The 17,569-nt window shown below is 43.6% G+C and carries 14 protein-coding genes and 1 tRNA gene; 9 read left to right on the top strand and 6 right to left on the bottom strand.

Features of this window, described 5'->3' with window-relative positions:
• Window positions 1-19 precede the first annotated feature (19 nt).
• Genes O3Q51_12355 through O3Q51_12335 form a run of 5 tightly spaced genes read left to right on the top strand, consistent with a single transcriptional unit; the run spans window position 20 to window position 6,526 of the window.
• Window positions 20-1,366 (top strand): FAD/NAD(P)-binding oxidoreductase, encoded by a 1,347-nt coding sequence (locus O3Q51_12355; GenBank protein MCZ4409606.1) that lies wholly within the window; start codon window positions 20-22, stop codon window positions 1,364-1,366.
• Window positions 1,363-3,126, top strand: a complete 1,764-nt coding sequence (locus O3Q51_12350; protein ID MCZ4409605.1) for a 4Fe-4S binding protein — start codon at window positions 1,363-1,365, stop codon at window positions 3,124-3,126. Before O3Q51_12355 ends, O3Q51_12350 begins: the two co-directional genes overlap by 4 nt.
• A gap of 6 nt (window positions 3,127-3,132) precedes the next feature.
• Window positions 3,133-3,822: a glycosyltransferase family 2 protein gene (locus O3Q51_12345; protein ID MCZ4409604.1), complete on the top strand. Its 690-nt coding sequence runs from the start codon at window positions 3,133-3,135 to the stop codon at window positions 3,820-3,822.
• A gap of 37 nt (window positions 3,823-3,859) precedes the next feature.
• On the top strand, window positions 3,860-5,275 hold the full coding sequence (locus O3Q51_12340; protein MCZ4409603.1) for a glycosyltransferase family 2 protein: 1,416 nt from the start codon (window positions 3,860-3,862) through the stop codon (window positions 5,273-5,275).
• Complete coding sequence (locus O3Q51_12335; protein ID MCZ4409602.1) at window positions 5,276-6,526, top strand: hypothetical protein; 1,251 nt, start codon at window positions 5,276-5,278, stop codon at window positions 6,524-6,526. It abuts the gene before it with no gap.
• Here O3Q51_12335 and xerD read toward each other — a convergent pair.
• Window positions 6,508-7,407 carry a site-specific tyrosine recombinase XerD gene (gene xerD / locus O3Q51_12330; protein MCZ4409601.1) on the bottom strand — a complete coding sequence of 300 codons (900 nt, stop codon included), beginning with the start codon at window positions 7,405-7,407 and terminating at the stop codon, window positions 6,508-6,510. The two genes, O3Q51_12335 and xerD, sit on opposite strands and share 19 nt — an antisense overlap.
• 47 nt (window positions 7,408-7,454) lie before the next feature.
• Between xerD and O3Q51_12325 the strand changes: the two genes are divergently transcribed.
• A complete protein-coding gene (locus O3Q51_12325) occupies window positions 7,455-7,874 on the top strand; it encodes a 3-dehydroquinate dehydratase (GenBank protein ID MCZ4409600.1) in 420 nt (139 codons plus the stop codon).
• Here the strand turns inward: O3Q51_12325 and O3Q51_12320 are convergent.
• A complete protein-coding gene (locus tag O3Q51_12320) occupies window positions 7,856-8,902 on the bottom strand; it encodes a glycosyltransferase family 2 protein (GenBank protein MCZ4409599.1) in 1,047 nt (348 codons plus the stop codon). The genes O3Q51_12325 and O3Q51_12320 overlap by 19 nt on opposite strands.
• 18 nt (window positions 8,903-8,920) lie before the next feature.
• Window positions 8,921-10,405 carry a GWxTD domain-containing protein gene (locus O3Q51_12315; GenBank protein ID MCZ4409598.1) on the bottom strand — a complete coding sequence of 495 codons (1,485 nt, stop codon included), beginning with the start codon at window positions 10,403-10,405 and terminating at the stop codon, window positions 8,921-8,923.
• Between the two features lie 120 nt (window positions 10,406-10,525).
• Between O3Q51_12315 and O3Q51_12310 the strand changes: the two genes are divergently transcribed.
• Window positions 10,526-10,610, top strand: a tRNA-Ser gene (locus O3Q51_12310).
• Between the two features lie 517 nt (window positions 10,611-11,127).
• Window positions 11,128-11,583: a hypothetical protein gene (locus O3Q51_12305; GenBank protein MCZ4409597.1), complete on the top strand. Its 456-nt coding sequence runs from the start codon at window positions 11,128-11,130 to the stop codon at window positions 11,581-11,583.
• A 28-nt stretch (window positions 11,584-11,611) separates the two neighbouring features.
• Here O3Q51_12305 and O3Q51_12300 read toward each other — a convergent pair whose 3' ends face one another.
• Window positions 11,612-11,842, bottom strand: coding sequence for a hypothetical protein (locus O3Q51_12300; GenBank protein MCZ4409596.1), 231 nt, complete (start codon window positions 11,840-11,842; stop codon window positions 11,612-11,614).
• Window positions 11,843-12,378: 536 nt separating this feature from the next.
• On the bottom strand, window positions 12,379-13,629 hold the full coding sequence (locus O3Q51_12295) for a DNA/RNA non-specific endonuclease (protein ID MCZ4409595.1): 1,251 nt from the start codon (window positions 13,627-13,629) through the stop codon (window positions 12,379-12,381).
• A 134-nt stretch (window positions 13,630-13,763) separates the two neighbouring features.
• On the opposite strand from O3Q51_12295, the gene O3Q51_12290 reads away from it, so the two are divergent.
• The gene (locus O3Q51_12290; protein MCZ4409594.1) at window positions 13,764-16,142 is read left to right on the top strand and encodes a TonB-dependent receptor; all 2,379 of its coding nucleotides are present in this window, start codon (window positions 13,764-13,766) and stop codon (window positions 16,140-16,142) included.
• 27 nt (window positions 16,143-16,169) lie between these two features.
• Here the strand turns inward: O3Q51_12290 and O3Q51_12285 are convergent, their stop codons facing one another.
• Window positions 16,170-17,513 carry a hypothetical protein gene (locus O3Q51_12285; protein ID MCZ4409593.1) on the bottom strand — a complete coding sequence of 448 codons (1,344 nt, stop codon included), beginning with the start codon at window positions 17,511-17,513 and terminating at the stop codon, window positions 16,170-16,172.
• Window positions 17,514-17,569: the final 56 nt, after the last annotated feature.

The raw sequence follows: 17,569 nt of genomic DNA, 5'->3' as shown, positions 1-17,569 counted from the left end.
ATATGTTTTCTTTGGGGTAATGTCAACCAACCGTAAAGTGGTCATCATCGGAAATGGCATATCGGGAATCTCTACGGCCCGACATCTCCGAAAGAATGACTCAGAAGTGGAAATCACTGTGATTTCTGCTGAATCGAAGCACTTTTTCTCGAGAACGGCTTTAATGTATGTCTACATGGGGCATATGAAGTTTAACAACATCAAGCCTTATGAAGACTGGTTTTGGGAAAAGAACCGCATCGACTTGGTCTTTGATTTTGTCAATGAAGTTGATGCAAGTCAAAGGCTTCTCACAATGAAGTCGGGAGCGACCATTTCATATGATGAGCTCGTAATTGCCACTGGTTCGAGGCCGCGATTTTTTGGCTGGCCAGGGCAGGACTTAGATGGAGTGCAGGGACTAGTTAGTCTCCAAGACTTAGAAAATCTGGAGAAACGAACACCGCCACCTCTCGAAGGAAATAAGAGAGGAATGAAAGCGGTGATAGCCGGTGGAGGTCTGATCGGGGTGGAGATGGCAGAAATGCTCCTCACTAGAAATATTTCTGTTACCATGTTGGTAAGAGAAAAGGTTTTCTGGGGTGGAATTCTTACCAAGAATGAAGGAGAACGAATCAGTAAGCACCTTTTAGACCACGGAGTGGATTTGCATCATGGCGCTGAGATTGATACGATCAATGGTCCGAGTGGAAAGGTTGAATCTGTTACTACGAAGTCAGGAGATGAGCTAAAATGTGAGTTGGTCGGTATTACGACTGGTGTGACCCCGAATATTGAATTCCTGAGTAATACGGGTATAGAAATCGATCGAGCTATTTTGGTCAATGAAAACCTTGAAACCAGCTTAGACTCTATATACGCTGTGGGTGATTGTGCTCAGATTCGCAACCCACGTTCTGGTCGCCGTGGCTTGGAGCCGGTGTGGTATGTAGGCCGTATGATGGGCGAGGTACTCGGGCAGCGGCTGGCAGGGAAGAACACTTCTTACCATCCCGGACCATGGTTCAACTCGGCCAAGTTCTTCGATATCGAGTACCAAGTATATGGTAACCCTAAGCCTAAGCCCGATGATAATCAGGCCCACTTCTTTTGGGAAGGCGGTCACAACAAGTTTATTACAGTGGCTTACCATCCCGTAACAAAGCAGTTTCAAGGAATCAACTCATTTGGTATTCGGCTCCGCCACGAGTACTTCGATAAAGTTCTCAGAGAAGGCCGCGGAGTAGGAGAGGTGATTGCGCATATCGATAAGGCCAATTTTGATCCTGAGTTCTATAAGAAGTGGCCAAAGGTTTTTAAGGCGGCTTTCGAAATAGAAGCGGGTATAGCGCTGCCCAAATCACTACTTAAAAAATTGATGTCATGAGGAGAGAGAAGATTTTAAAGTCGATTGGGATGGCTCTCTTCACGTTGAGTGCATTTTTGTTTATTGGGTTGTCATTTTTGGTTGATATAAACTTTAATGACAGTAGTTTATCGTGTTTAATTGATTCAAAGAATAAAGAGCTTGCTAATAGTATTAGCACACTTGATCCCGCGCCTCCCGTGTTAATGGTTTCTTCCTTGAGTAATGCATTTGATGAGTATGCACAAAATGTTGTTAATCAGAATGGAATAAATAAATCAAGTGTCGCAAAAATTGAGCAAAAACTAGAGTCTGATCCCTCAAAATACAATGAGACCTTTATTGAAGAGAATTTCGATGACGAATTTGTTCAAGAGCGCTTAAAAGAGAATACAGGTTGGATGATCGGAAGGAGTTGGGAGAGCTATGCCGATTTTGAGAAAAACTTGAAAGAGAAAGTGACGGAAGTCAATCGATCTGTGGTGAATGAATATGGAATTAGTTCAGATCAGGCCACTTATCTATTGCCTCAGATTATGCAAGAAGGCTCTCCTGAATGGTTGAAGACAGGCCTGATGGCTTGGTTTATCTTCGGCCTCGGTGTTTTGGGTGGGTTCCTTTACGCACTTCCATTGGCATACAAACACAAGGGAATTCACAACGATCACGTTTTTCACAATAAGTCGCAAACACGTCACTACCCCGCAATCATTGTATTCATCTGCTTAGTAGTCTTTTACATCGTTCTTTATCAATTGCCCGCTTACCTCGCCAATCAGGTGGTGCTCCTAAAGCCTTTGGCAGAAAAGCTGGCAGGTACTGCGTCCGATCGCTGGTTCTTGTATGGTTTCCTCTATACAATCGCCATGACTACAATGGGCTTTAAGATGATGCTTAAGTATAGAGGTAATCAATATCAGCAAGTTAGGACGCTTTCGGTTCTCTTTTTTCAAATCGCTTTTGCCTTCACACTTCCGCAAATATTGACCAGTTTTCAGCTTCCTGCCTATGATTTTAAAAGCGCTTGGCCGTTGGAATACACCTTCTTTTTCGACTATCGAGTAGATCAATACCTTAGTGAAGGAACCCTGGGAATCTTCTTGTTTGGTTGGGGTATAGCGCTCTTTGCAATCGGAGTTCCGCTCTTCACTTATTTCTTTGGAAAGCGCTGGTATTGCTCTTGGGTCTGTGGTTGCGGCGGTTTGGCCGAGACTGTCGGAGATCCTTATCGCCATTTGAGTGATAAGCGCCTCGGGGCTTGGAAAATAGAAAGAGTCCTGGTTCATTCGGTTCTTGTTTTTGCAGTCTTTATGACGGTTTGGGTGGCCTACACCACCTTTTCAGGAACATCGGTGCTTCTGGGAATTAACTCCTATGATGTGCGAAGCGTTTATGGTTTTTCGATAGGTTTTGTTTTTGCGGGTGCTGTTGGTACGGGTTTCTATCCCGTAATGGGGAATAGAGTGTGGTGTCGATTTGGTTGCCCTCTTGCAGCTTATCTGGGCCTGGTCCAAAGATTTAAGTCTCGCTTCAGGATCACGACCAACGGAGGGCAATGCATCTCGTGCGGAAACTGTAGCACCTATTGTGAGATGGGGATTGATGTCCGCTGGTACGCTCAGCGTGGTCAGAATATCGTGCGATCCAGTTGTGTAGGATGTGGTGTCTGCAGCGCTGTTTGTCCTCGTGGAGTTTTGAAGCTGGAGAACAAAGATGAAGAGGGTCGAATCAATGATAACCCCATTTTAATTGGCCGTGAAGGCGTATCATTGAATCTTTAAGTTGATTTGAAGAAAATAATAGATGTGATTATTCCTGCTTTTAATGAGGAGGAATCAATAGGTTTAGTCTTGAACGACATCCCTAAGGGTTTGGTCAGGCAAGTGGTGGTAGCCAATAATAACAGCACCGATCATACTTCGGTGAAAGCTACAGAGGCTGGAGCTGTGGTGGTGGACCAGCCCGAGCAAGGCTATGGGGCAGCTTGCCTCCGAGCAATAGAGCATTCGCTAAAAACCAGTCCTCCACCTGATGTCTTGGTTTTTCTGGATGCTGATTATTCAGATCATCCCGAGGAGATGCCACTTTTGCTTGAACCCATTTTAAGTGGAAAAGCTGAACTGGTGATTGGGAGCAGGTCCAGCGGTGTGCGGGAAAAAGGATCGATGATGCCTCAACAGGTCTTTGGAAATTGGTTGGCGACTTTTTTGATGAAAATCATGTACGGTTCTAAATTTACCGATTTGGGGCCGTTCAGGGCAATAACCCGTAGAGCGTATGAGGAGATCGGAATGGTGGATCGAAATTTTGGGTGGACCGTTGAAATGCAAGTGAAAGCCTTAAAAAAGAAGATCGCCCATACTGAAATTCCTGTTACTTATCGCAGGCGAAAAGGGGTGTCGAAAGTTTCCGGTACCGTGAAAGGAAGTATTTTAGCGGGCTATAAGATCATTTATACCATTTTTAAGTATGCCTGATTGGGGTTGGTTTGTTATCGTAATATATGGTGTAGGGATGTTTTTCATCTTTGCATACAGCCTGGTCCAGCTGTCACTTCTGTTGAATTACCGCAAGAAGAGCAAAGAGGGGATTGTCAAGGAATGGGAAGGGGACTGGCCTGCGGTGCTGGTGCAGTTACCGGTTTTTAACGAGAGATATGTCGTGGAGCGACTTATCGACGCTACATGTCAATTGGATTACCCTAAGGATAAATTATTCATTCAGCTTCTGGATGATAGTACGGACGAGTCGTTTGAAATCGCCTCGACCGTAGTGAATGCGAGAAGGGGAGAAGGGACTAACATAGAGCAGGTCAAGCGCCCTGAGCGAAAAGGGTTTAAAGCAGGGGCTTTGCAATATGGACTTGATCAAACGAGTGCAGAGTTTATCGCGATCTTCGATGCAGACTTCGTTCCTGAAAAAGACTTTCTGCACAAGGCAATTCCACAATTTGTTGATGAAAACATTGGGATGGTTCAGTCCCGTTGGGGGCATCTCAACAGAGATTACAGTCTTCTGACTCGTGTTCAGGCTTTTGCCCTAGATGCGCATTTTACGGTAGAGCAGTCCGGAAGAAATATTGGGAATCACTTCATCAACTTCAATGGGACGGCAGGTATTTGGCGTCGTAAGTGCATTTTGGATGCGGGTGGCTGGAGCGCCGATACACTCACGGAGGATCTGGACCTGAGTTACCGAGCACAGCTCAAGGGTTGGAAGTTTAAGTTTATCGAGAATGTAGTTTCTCCAGCGGAATTGCCCGCCGAGATGAATGCCTTAAAAAACCAGCAATACCGCTGGAATAAAGGAGCAGCTGAGTGCGCTAAGAAGCATGTTGGCAATGTTTTTCGATCAAAATCGCTATCAGGAGCCACAAAGATTCACGCCTTTTTCCATTTACTAAATTCTTCCATATTCATCTGGATTGTGATATGCGCGATTGCTTCATTGCCATTGATACTATTGAAAAATGAAGTGGTCGGTTATGAGCTGCTTTTTGCATCTGGTGGAGTATTGTTGTTCAGCTTTTTTGTGTTGGCCTTTTTCTACTATACCGCATTTGTGAAGCTCAAGACGGCTCCCAAAAGAACTTTCATCTGGCTTTATCCAGCCTTTCTCAGCCTTTCTATGGGTATGAGCTTGCACAATGCCAGAGCGGTTATTTTGGGCTATATCGGAAAGAAAACTCCATTTGTCCGCACCCCCAAATGGAATCTGGTTGGGCAGAAGGGAAGTTTTAAGCAGAAGAAGTATATCGACCGAAAGATTCCTTTCATCTCATGGGTTGAGGGTTTGTTGGGGGTCTATTTCCTTTTGGCCTTAGGGGTAGGGATCAAACTCGGTGAGTGGGGATTTATTCCGCTGCATCTCATGTTGGTTTTCGGCTTCTTTGCTGTTTTCCACTATTCCGTAAAACACGCTCGTCAGTAAATGCCTGGGAAGACGGCATACCTTGGGCTTGCTGCAATCTATCTATTTGCTTTTATTTTTGTCTCTTTTACTCCAAGGCAAGAGTTTGAGCTCCTTCTAATTGGGGTTTTTATTGCTTTCTCAGTTTGGTATGTTTTTCTAACGAGCCAGCCTAAGCTGTCATTCCTGCTTCTTCTTGCTTTGTTGGCTCGCCTGGTCTTTGTAATGCAGCTTCCGTTGCTTAGTGATGATTTCTATCGATTTATTTGGGATGGGGAGCTTATGCTGGAAGGGGTGAACCCAATTGGGAAAATTCCCACAGAGATCGATGTTGATCTTCGAAACAGCGGGAGGTTGCTGGATCAAATGAATTCCCGCGATTATCCTTCCGTGTACCCGCCGCTGCATCAGCTTGGAATGGCTTTCGGAGCCATATTTGAAGCTTTTTTAAATCAAGTCAATGGAATGCGCTTCTTTATCATCTTTTGCGAAGCTATTGGGTTAATTTATTTCCAGAGGTACTCAAAGGAGTTTTTTAGTTTGTATGTCCTTTATCTTCTCAATCCTTTGGTGATCGTAGAGGGAGTTGGAAACGTTCATTTTGAAGCAGCTCTGTTGCCATTTCTGGCAATAGCCATTGATCAAGCCAGGTTGCATAGGGGGAACGTGGCCGCTGTCTCGCTTGGCTTTGCCATACTTTTAAAGCTAAACCCTCTGATACTTGCCCCTGCTTTTTTTAAAGAGAAAAAGGGGTGGCAGATTGTCGGTCTTACCGTATTGGTAGTCACTATTGGATTTGTTCCTTTTGTGGGTGGTGTGATCAGGTCCTTCTCAGGAATTGACTTATTCTTCAGGAGTTTTGAGTTTAATGCTTCCATCTACTATACCTTCTCAGAAATAGGGGGAGCTATTCTTGGGTACAATCCAGTTTCCATACTTGGCCCCGCTCTAGGTGTCGCCAGTGCCATTTTAATGCTCGCAGTCGGATTCAGTCAGGCTAAATTGAAAGAGAAAGCCTTGTTGGTCTATCTGATTTTCCTACTTTTCTCAAGTACGGTTCATCCATGGTACATCATTCCGGTAGTTTATTTATCACTCTTAACTGATCGTAAGGCCATCTTAATTTGGTCATTTACAGCATTCTTTTCCTACTCTCATTATCTTGGTGAATTGGAGCCTAAATACGAATGGTTACTAGTTGAGTACGTGTTGTTACTTGTAGCGATGATTTATGAATACCGTAGGCATCCCATTCAGTTATTTCGGGGGTGATAAAGCAGGACGGTATCGCGCAAATAAGTCCGATCTAAGTGGGTGTATATCTCAGTAGTAGTGATGCTCTCGTGCCCAAGCATTTCTTGAACGGCTCTTAAGTCCGCTCCATTTTCTACGAGATGAGTCGCGAAACTGTGACGAAAGGTGTGTGGACTGATGTTTTTATCGATTCCAGCTTTCAATGCTGAATCTTTAACGATAGTGAAAACACTGACTCTGCTCAGTCCTGATCCACGCCTATTTAGGAAGAGCGTGTCAGAGTGAGCTTTCACAATCTCAATGTGGTTGCGGACTTCGTCGCGGTAAATGGCGATGAACTTTAGTGCCTCTTTGCCAATAGGTACAAGTCTTTCCTTGTTTCCTTTTCCAATCACTCTGAGAAACCCTTCATCGGGATAGATCCCCGAAAGCTTCAAATTCACTAATTCGCTGACGCGTAGTCCTGACGCGTAGAGTGTCTCTAGCATCGCGCGGTTTCTGGTACCTTGCGGGTCGCTAAGGTCAATGGCTTCAAGAATTCGGTTGATCTCCTCTCGACTCAAAGTGTCGGGTAGTTTTTGAGGTAATCGAGGAGTTTCGAGTAATTCGGCAGGATTGTCTTCACGCAGATCTTCCATGATGAGGTAGCGAAAAAAAGCCTTTACCCCCGAAATCAGCCGAGCACGGCTCCTCGGGTTTGGGGTGATTTTAGCTGAGTGATGAACAAATTCGACTAATTCGGGGTAGCCGACGGATAAAGCATTGACCGTTCTGTCTTCGGTGAAGTAGTCTCTTAACCTCGCCACATCGTGGTTATAAGCCTCAATACTATTCTTGCTCAGGCCTTTTTCAAGCCTCAGATATGCTTCAAATCCTTTTGATAGGGAATACCAATCCATGATCGTTCGAACTTCCGTAAATTTGGTTCAATTCAAACGACAATAGATTGAAAAGAATTTTAATTATCAACGGTCCCAATTTGAATCTCTTGGGAAAACGTGAGCCTGTGCTTTACGGATCAGTCTCATTTGAAGAGTTTCTCAAGGTTTTACGGTCAGAATGTCATGGAGTTGAAATCGATTACATTCAAGAAAACGGTGAGGAAGAATTGATTGGTGCCATCCAAAAAGGGGATGGATATGATGCCGTGGTCCTAAATCCTGCTGCTTATTCACATACCTCCATTGCTGTTGGAGATGCCGTTGCCGCTGTTGAATCACCTGTTATTGAGGTTCATATTTCAAATATTTTCGCCAGAGATCCCAAACGTCATCATTCATATGTGAGTAAGTACGCCGCAGCTGTAGTGGTGGGAGCTGGTTTGGATGGATATCGAATGGCTATTGGTCAGGCGTTGCGATTCTGACGAACGAATAAGTTTGTCGCCAATGAGCCAAAAACCTTTTTCTTGTCTTTAAAATAGTCTTGAACTATGCTGCCTTTGTATAAGCCTGTCCGATTAATATCGTGAGACTTTTCACGCCAATATTTTCTCTCTTTTAACAGTCGGCTTAAGTTCGAATAGAAGAAACTGTGCGCTCTTAACACGGCAAAGCTATGTTTGGGCCCTGAAGTGATGAGCATGTATCCTGCCGCTGCGCCATCAAAAATCATCCGTTTCAGAAGCTTTTGAAAAAGTGAACCCTTGTAGTCGTTCTTTACGATAATACTCAGGTTGTTCCTGAAATTTAGATAGGTTTTTCTCGGATTTGTTGATGATAGGGTGCCACCACCAAGATGGTAGACCGTTGATTGCGGAAAGCAATAAATACGGTGACCTTGATTTTTAAGGCGCCAACAGAGATCGATTTCCTCCATATGAGCAAACAGTGTTTCATCAAAACCTTCGGCTTCGTGAAAAGATTCGGATCGGATAAGAATGCAGGCTCCTGAAGCCCAAAAAACTTCCCGTTCATCATCATGCTGTCCTATGTCCCTTTCTGTATTATCAAAGATGCGTCCTCGGCAAAAGGGATAGCCATTTTTATCTAGGAATCCACCTGAAGCTCCTGCATATTCAAAATACTTGCGATTCTCTACGGCCCTTATTTTAGGCTGACAGGCGGTAACCTCAGGCCTGTCCTTCATTTCGGTCAACAGTGGATGTAGCCATCCGCTTGTGACTTCTACATCACTGTTAAGTAACACATATATGTCAGCGCTTACTTGTTTTAGCGCTTCATTGTAGCCTCCTGCAAAGCCATAATTCGTTGGTAATTGAATGAGTTGTATGGTGGGGTATTCTGAACGAAGAAAATCAGCGGAACCGTCAGTACTGGCATTGTCGGCTACGACTATCTCAACATCCTTGGGGTTGTGCTCAACCACAGAAGGCAAAAAACGGCGAAGATGGGCCTCGCCGTTGTAATTCAAAATAACAATTGCTGTTTTCAAGGACTTAGATCCACAAATCTAACGCGGATTATCGAAAAAGTCGTCTACTCGACCACCAAAATGATCGCGGCCCGTTTGATCATCGATGTTGTTCATCGGAGTGTTTCGCTGTTCGAGGAGCAATCGCCATTGAGGATTGTTGATCTCTCCTCGAATTCCTTCGGCATGCAAAAGCTGATAATCCACTCCCATAAGTGTAGGGTCGTAAAAAACAAATCGAACATTATTATACTGACCTGTCTTGTAATACCTCCAAATCTGGTAAGGGTAGGAGGAGGGTTCGTTAGCTCGATCAGTTAAGTCGTTAGGCGGTCCATATTGCAAATAAACGCGTCCACGATCTGTTTCAAACCCTTGCTTGTTCTTGGTGCCAAACTCTTCATTTACAAAGTCAACTTTCTCCTTATACATGAGCCAGGCGGTTTCTCCCTCTCCTGGATTGCGGCTTTCCCAGAAAGCGTACATAAAACTGCGTAAGTATTTGAGCTCACTCTTTTCGAATTCTCTGAAGCTGTTGGAGAGCATGGCTTTCTCTTGTCCTGTGGCTATGGGCCTCACAGAATGCACATAGTCATATATGGAGGCTTTTGTTTCAAACTTGGAAACCCATGTAGCATCTATGTCTTCGCTTTCCATTAGGCTCAATACATCAACGGCTTGTTTCTTATCCCTTTTGATTTGGTGTTCCACTTTTGCAAAAAGTTCGTTTTCTCTGGTTCTGGCCTCAAGGATGATTAAGTATTCTCCTTGGTTTACGTTCTCAAGTAGAAGGGTTGTGAGGATAGGTATGACCGAACCTGAGTTGCGCCGCATGTATTTTCTAGTACTCTCAATAGGTTTTAAGCTATCTGCGTCAGCTATATAGGCAGTCAACAGAAACATTTCTTCCTTTTCAAATTCTTCGTCTGTGCCATAAAGCTCGGTGTATACCACCACCTCTTTCATTTCAGGCTTGAGAATGGAATCCGAAACCATCGGGAGTAAGTCATATCCTGATTTGGAAAGAAGGCCTGGTTCACTGGTTTTCTTATAGGCCGAAACGAGCTCAATGTCAGAAAAGAAGGTTCCAACCGGTACCATTGGAACATCCAAGCTTATACTTGCTTTTGTAACAGCTGATTCTTCTACGGCATTGAGGTCTTTTAATTCAACCTCAACCTCATACTCGCCTGAAGGTATTGCGAAGCGCTGCACATCAATGAAGTCTACAATATTCCCTTGAGACATGATTGGCGTCTTCAGGTTTTTTTTGTCATAGGTAATAATCTGTCCATCCTTTTTGAAAATTATTGTCAATTCGACTTCTCCTTGAAAAGCATCTTCTTCTTCCTCAATTTTCAAAAGAGTGATGGATTTTCCATAAATGTCAAAGTATGTTTCAACAACAGGTCCTTTGCCAGGCACATAGAAAGTCTTGTGATTAAACACGGCATATGGGACCGAAATAGCTTGAATAGAAAAAAAGATTAGTGGAATTACAAAAAGTTTTAGGACTCCTTTCATGTGTGTTGTTGATTGTAACTCGTGAAGTTACGAAAATGTGTAGGAGATGTCTGCGTAAAATATCTTGATAAATTGACATCTCATCCTTGCTTGATTTAACAAAAGAATTACTTTTGCCGCGGAGAATTGGCAGAGTGGTCGATTGCACTGGTCTTGAAAACCAGCGTACCGCAAGGTACCGGGGGTTCGAATCCCTCATTCTCCGCATCGACAAAAAACCCTCACTGACAGCGTCAGTGAGGGTTTTTTTATTCACAGCCACTTGAGCTCGCTCGTAAGTGGCGGTGAATAAAAAACCAAACTTCGCGGCACGCGACGTGGGTTAGAGGTGATGCTGGCCCTCCGCCTAAGGCGTAGTCACTCCGACGTCAAGAGGAGTGAATCCCTTCATGCGTAATGTTTAAAACGAGTAATGCTAGCAGCCACTCGACCCTCCTCGAAAGTGCTTGTGAAAAAAAGCTAAAGTCTTTATTGCGAGGAGGAGCTTCATGTTTATATAGGAGTTCCCCTCTTCCCGAAATACCTCCGACTATATGAGGAGTAAGTCTCATTATCTGATTGAACTCAAAAAGACTCGAAAGACTAATAAAATATCTCATCCTATTTTTTCTTTTTAAGCGGTCTTTTCAGAAGATGGTATTATTGACATAATAATCAGTAACTTAACCAATCAATCCTTTTTTGCGTATATGACAATTGGGTAAAATCCATTATCAACTGCAATGACTCAAACTTCTACAGCATCCAAAACGGCAATACAGACGTCAATTTCCTCTGCGCAAGCATTCATAAATACTTTGGTAGCTGTTTCATTTAGCGATGGAGATGTCTCAGCTCTTGCTCTGGCATTGATAAATCAGAAGTTGGCTTGCAAAGATTTTCTACTTGATCAAAACTTGCCATACGGTCTGAGAAAAGCCGTTGACTTATCCAAGGAACTTGGCCCTGAGGGTGCTATTCTTGCCAGTGCTACGAGTGTAAGCAAAGATGTGACGCTATGTTGCTTCGCCAATGCAGTACACTTGTCTTTTCTGATTACCGGGATAGATTCAGAAAAAGGAAAGCTTATCAATTGTCTCATGGAGGCATGGACGATAGACTATGAAAGTTATCGTATGATCTTGGAAACGATTAAACTAATGGACGGCAAAGATTTTAAAATTGCCATTAAGTTCTAAACACTGTTAGTGTTCTTTTTTTTGAAGGTCAGACCAGGTATACTCCGTAATCCTTAACGCTTACATTGTACCCCATTTCTTCCAAGCTTTGCTTAAGCTCCGCTCCCAATTCTCGGTGAGCATCCAAAACAAAATAGAAATTGTCATTTTCGTCATCTCTATTTGCCTTGCCGATATTCTCAAAGAGTGTCATAACGTCTTCTGTCGCTTGACGCATTGAAGTGTTAGTGGGCGGAGTATGAAATATCAGGTGAATCATAAGTTTCTTTTAGGCGGTTTAAACACTACCACAGCTCACTTACTATAAAACTCAGGAAAATAGGAATATGTTGTTTCAAACAAGATGAATCTCTCTAGAATCTTGTCTGAGAGTGTGCATCATCATTTTATCATTACTCATTTCCGAAAAAACCTTCCGGAGATCTGCAAGAGTCAAATTGGAGCAGAATGTGATGGTCAGATGAGGCGAAATCCTATTGGACTTTGTTCTAATCTGCCAAACTTTATCTCCTGCGCTTTCAAAGAATGCTCTGGCTTCTGCCAGTGATTTGGAACGAACTCGGAAGTTGGCCATAATTTTCAGTGTAGTAGTGGATGGTAAGGGCAAATTAGTTCATTTCAATCGGTAAGTCAAGTTTGATTTTTTCTCAGGAAAAACCACATGATCATACGTGGACAGCCATAAACTGTTTACAAGACGGGAGCTACACTATGCGGTTGTTGTTTCAAGGATAGAAATTTTCAAGAAAGAAAGAAAAGCCTTGCATTCAAAAGGCCCTCATGGAATGTATTCAGCTAAAAACCTTCACCAGGAAATACAACTTGCTTTTCATTGATCAAGTTCATTTGCATTACACCGTCACGTCTGGTTACTTCTCCTTTTACGCAGACTTTTTTTCCCATAAATTCATTTTCAGGTGCGTAGCTGAAGTTGGCTTGATTTCTTGTCCAAATGGTGAGTGTAAATACTGTATTTGGAAATTTCTTATCCAGGTTTACAAAGACGTTGTTGTTTTTAGACTTGAAGGTGCTCACGACAGTTCCGCATACCTCCACTTTCTTTTTGGTGTCGATAAACTCATAAGCCTGTAGAGTATTGTATCGACCTTTCCCGAGCTTATTTGGTGGAATCACCGCTACATCACCTCTTTGCTCTGAAGGAAGCCAAGCTATGTAGTCTGAGTTATTCTCCATTTCTTCCTCCACTTCATCGGGAAGACCGCTAAAGAAGTTTAATCCCGTCGTTTCTTCTATTTCATTAATGCTTAAGGCATATGCTTCTATCGGTTTTTCGCAGGCTTCATTTGGCATGAGGAAGCCGATAGTTTTGCCATTTTTCATATCAAGAGCCACTTTGTAATGGTGTGTGGGCAGGCTCATCCCGTTTACACTGCGTTCAACTTTTGGCAGGTGCTCATTTAAAACGGGGCCGGTAACAATGTAGAGATCTACCTTATTTTCGATAGCATAGTCGCGAATGTATGATTCTAGTTGGGCCCAAGCGCCACGATTGAAATCTGGATGTTGCGGCGTCATATTGGAGTAGAAGTAAGATTCTGATAAGGCTTGCTGATTCCAGCGAAAATCAGCAGAAGGAGCCAAGTGGCCGCGATCGAAACCGTAGCCATCATAATCCCACTCACCATCAGCCTTTTTTGTTTTCAAAAAGTAGTCAGCCTCTTCAGATGAGCCCGTGCTAACCATCTCATCAATTCTGAAGTCATTGGTTCTTGTTGTTCTTCCATCCGCTACATCATCGAGAATGATATGAGCCACCCAACTTGCCATTTCGTGCTCTTCAGAGTAGCTCAAAGCAAATGCGTTGTGTACGACTAATTCTCCGTCCTCACTTGGCCAGCCCATCGCTTCCAGTTTTTCGGTGATGTCGAGCAACTTCAATGAGTCGACTTTTGCTCTAAGCTCTGTAATCTCAGCTTGTTTATTCGAAATTGAAGATTCAAAATATTTAATTTTTTCTTCAATTCCTTCTTGCGCAAATGGTGATAGCCAGAGTATTAGGCTAGTCAGCATTAGGAATATCTTCATGGTCCAAAGATAATTCTAACGAGTCTTGCTGATTCTGCTGTCGCAATAAGTTATCAATAGTGAGAGTAACATTGTTTGTTTATTATTCGAGTTAGAGTAATCTAACAATTATATTTGCATCCTCTAAAGATCGTATGCGGGCAATTCTCTTCTTTGTAAACACTTGTTTGACCTCCTTATCGCTTTTTGCACATGGTGGCTCTATTTCAGGTGTAGTCTCAGATAGTAATGGGCCATTGGCATTTGCCACTGTCGGTATTTCAGCTTTGAATGCTGGAGCAGTTACAGATGTTCAAGGGAAATTTACTATCGATCATCTCGAAGTTGGTTCATACCAGCTTGTGGCCAGAGCCATGGGGTATACCTCCAAGGCGATAGAAGTTGTGATTGAAGAGGGGAAGGAGTTGAAGCTTGAAATGATTCTGGTGAAAAGCGACGTCAACTTGGATCAAGTAGTGGTTACTGGAACCGGTTCGGAGATTCCTCTGTTTGAAGCTCCCATAATTGTGAGTCGAATAGGCCAAAAAGCTTTTGACAATACGCAGTCTTTAACTCTCGCTGAGGGACTGTCATTCTCACCAGGGCTTAGGCTGGAGAACAACTGCCAGAACTGTGGTTTTACCCAACTACGCATGAATGGGTTAGATGGAGCTTATTCCCAAATCCTGATCAATAGCCGCCCAATCTTCTCTGCATTGATGGGGGTTTATGGTTTAGATCTGATTCCTGCCAATATGATTGATCGAGTAGAAGTGGTGCGTGGAGGTGGTTCTGCGCTTTATGGCGGAAACGCGATAGCGGGAACGGTGAATATCATCACAAAGGATCCACTAGACAATTCTTTTCAAGTGGGATTAAACCAGGCTTTGATAAATGGCGAGGCCTCCGACAGAAGCCTGACATTGAATGGATCCATTGTGAGCGACGATTTAAAAATGGGTCTCAATCTATATGGCTTTGACCGCAGTCGCGACCACTGGGACGCCAACGGTGATGGCTTTTCTGAAATCACCTTATTGGAAAATTCGACCTTTGGTTTTGATGCTTTTTTTAAGCCAGGTCAAAATAGTCGATTGGATGTCAATGCCTTTGCCATCAGTGAATATAGAAGAGGTGGAAATAAGTTTGATCTTGAGCCGCATCAAACCGATATTACAGAAGAGATTGACCATCGAATTTTAGGTGGTGCGCTCTCTTATGAGCTCTTCTTTGACAACTATCGTCAAAAAATAGCTCTCTACTCCTCCGTTCAAACTACCGATCGGGATAGCTATTATGGTGGCGGTGGAAGGGTATTGACCTTTGGCGATAGCCTCACCGAAGCTGATGTTCTAGCCATTAATGCGTATGGTACTTCAGAAGATTTATCAGCAGTAGGAGGCGCACGTTACACCTCTGAGATCAGTTCTCAGCTAGACTTGTTTGCCGGAACCGAATTTCAATACAACTCAGTTTCTGACCGTATGCCAGGCTATGGTCGTTCTATCGTTCAGGAGGTTGGTGTATGGGGTTCGTTTGCCCAATTTGAGTATAAACCAATTGAAAGGTTGAGTATTCTTGCCGGTGGTCGATATGACTTGGTAAGTATCAATGGCGATTACAATTTTGGAGATGAAGATTTTGTGAATGATCAAACTTTGGGCGTGTTTGTCCCTCGCGTCTCGTTGATGTACGATCTTTCTGAGAATTTGAAATTCCGAGGTTCGTACGCTCAAGGCTATCGAGCGCCACAGGCTTTTGACGAAGACTTGCATATCGAGACAGTGGGAGGAGCAGCCGTGTTTACTCAGTTGGATCCTGAGCTGACATCTGAGCGTTCGAATAGTTTTACCGCTTCTTTAAACCACACAAAAACAACGGAGAATTTTCAAACGAGCTTTGTGATAGAGGGATTTCTAACTGATTTAATCGATCCTTTTATTACCACAAATCAAATGGAACTACCCAGTGGTGTGGCCGTTGTCACAAAAAGAAATGGATCAGGAGCACGAGTATCAGGAGTGAATCTTGAAGCCAACGCAGCGATTCAAGAAAAATGGCTGATCAATGGCGGATTAACCATCCAATCTGCTCAATACGATGAGGAGGAAGTCATCTGGTCTCCTGACGCGGTGACAGATGCCAATGCCGATAGCATCGTATCGACAGATCAAATGCTTAGAACGCCGGATATTTACGGATATCTTTCGCTGACTTATCGGCCTACCAAAAGTTGGTCCTTCACGTATTCAGGTGTCTACACGGGTTCGATGGAAATCGCACATGTGATAGATCCCGATACCGAATACACCATTATCGAAGAGACTCTGCAGTTTTTTGAAAGCAATATCAAAGCAGGATACACACTGCAAGCAGGTAGTAAATCACGGATCGAAATTTTTGCGGGTGTCCAGAATATATTTAACGCCTACCAAAACGATTTTGACATTGGCGTCAATCGAGATGCAGGATACATCTACGGACCAAATCGACCGAGGACGATTTTCTTTGGGGTGAAGTGGGGGATGGAGTAGTTTTTTTTGGCGAACAGCTAACAGGTTTCAAATCATAAAATGCACCTGCATTAGGTACATTCCCTTGAGGAGCTCTTGTTCACCAATGGCATTTGGCCCTGTGGTGCCTCGATAAACAGGCCGCGTTTGGTATTCGAAGGTGAGCTTGACATTGTGCCCATGAATGAAGTAGGTGAGACCTGCATCAAATCGCTGGAGATCATCTCCCAAACCTTCAAAATCATGGAAAGTATATGTCCCGAAAGGCATGAGTTTTCCGCGTTCTCCGAGCGTGATGGGTAGTAGGTATCCAAATTGGGTATGTATAATCTGCCCCGTTCCTATGGTAAATTGGCTCAAGCCGCCACCTTGGGGGTAATCTGTCGCAAACTCAGGCGCAAGCTGATGTCCATCTACTCCACTGGTACTCCTTAGGAAATTTGGCCCCATGTCGTAATTGTAATAAACGGCATAGAGGTTAATCAAACTACCGTCTGTCAAGGGGTAGTCGATCATCACATCAACTCCGAGTTGCAATCGTTCCTGCACTTGCCGATTGAGATTATCGTCCAAATACGCAATGGAATTGGGGTGGTAATGAAATCCAGCGCCAAGAGTGATGATCTTTTTCGCACCTAATCTCGTCATGTGGTAAAAAGGAAACCAGCTTTCTTCCGTATCAAGAAAACTCCAAGTGAAATATCCGCTTAAGCTGAAGGACTCGCTGCCGTATTCGCCTGCAGTGTTGATAATCGAATCATTTTCAATTACGCTGAAATTGTCAAAGTAGAATGGCTTCCCGAAGTTCATGCGGTAGCCCAGCTTACCAACCTGGCCTGTTACCCAAGTTCCGATAATCCTTGCGGCAAGGTCAGTTCGGCCAATGTTCGGATAGTTGAATGTGGGATGGTCGTGCACATAGTTAAATTGAAAAGAAACATTCGTATAGCGCGAAATCCCCATCCAATTGCTCAATCCTGCACCAACACGAACTTTTTTTCCATTGAGTGCATACATCACATTCAAGTCGTGGAAGAAAATACTCTCACCGCCGCCGTCAAATCGCTCGGAATTAGAGCCGAATTGGGTGTAAAAAAAGACTTTATCGTCAAGTAGGGTATAGATTCGAAGTCGGTTTCGGCGCATCACCATATCAGAAAACCAATCGATTGGTTCACCATTAAATCCTAGTGTTCCCGGATTGGTGCGGGCATGCCTCGCCCAGAATTGCATTGCGTATTTAAATCCGATCTTAGATTTACCGTCAGGACTGAGGTTAAAAGTGATCCCTGTATTAAACAAGCTGTCAATGACATTGGTCTTTTGTGGAGCTTGCGAGTACCCAACTAAGAGTAAAGCAAAGAATATAAAAGAAAGCACTACCGATCTCATGGGGCAAATTTGGTTTGCAAGCAGTCGCGAACCTATGACTTTTCTCAGTAATTGAA

This window comes from Cryomorphaceae bacterium 1068 (assembly GCA_027214385.1).
In the GTDB taxonomy this organism is placed as follows: Bacteria; Bacteroidota; Bacteroidia; order Flavobacteriales_D; family Cryomorphaceae; genus JAKVAV01.
The sequence above is the reverse complement of the archived record's forward strand: the minus strand, read 5'-3'. Positions and strand labels throughout refer to the sequence as shown.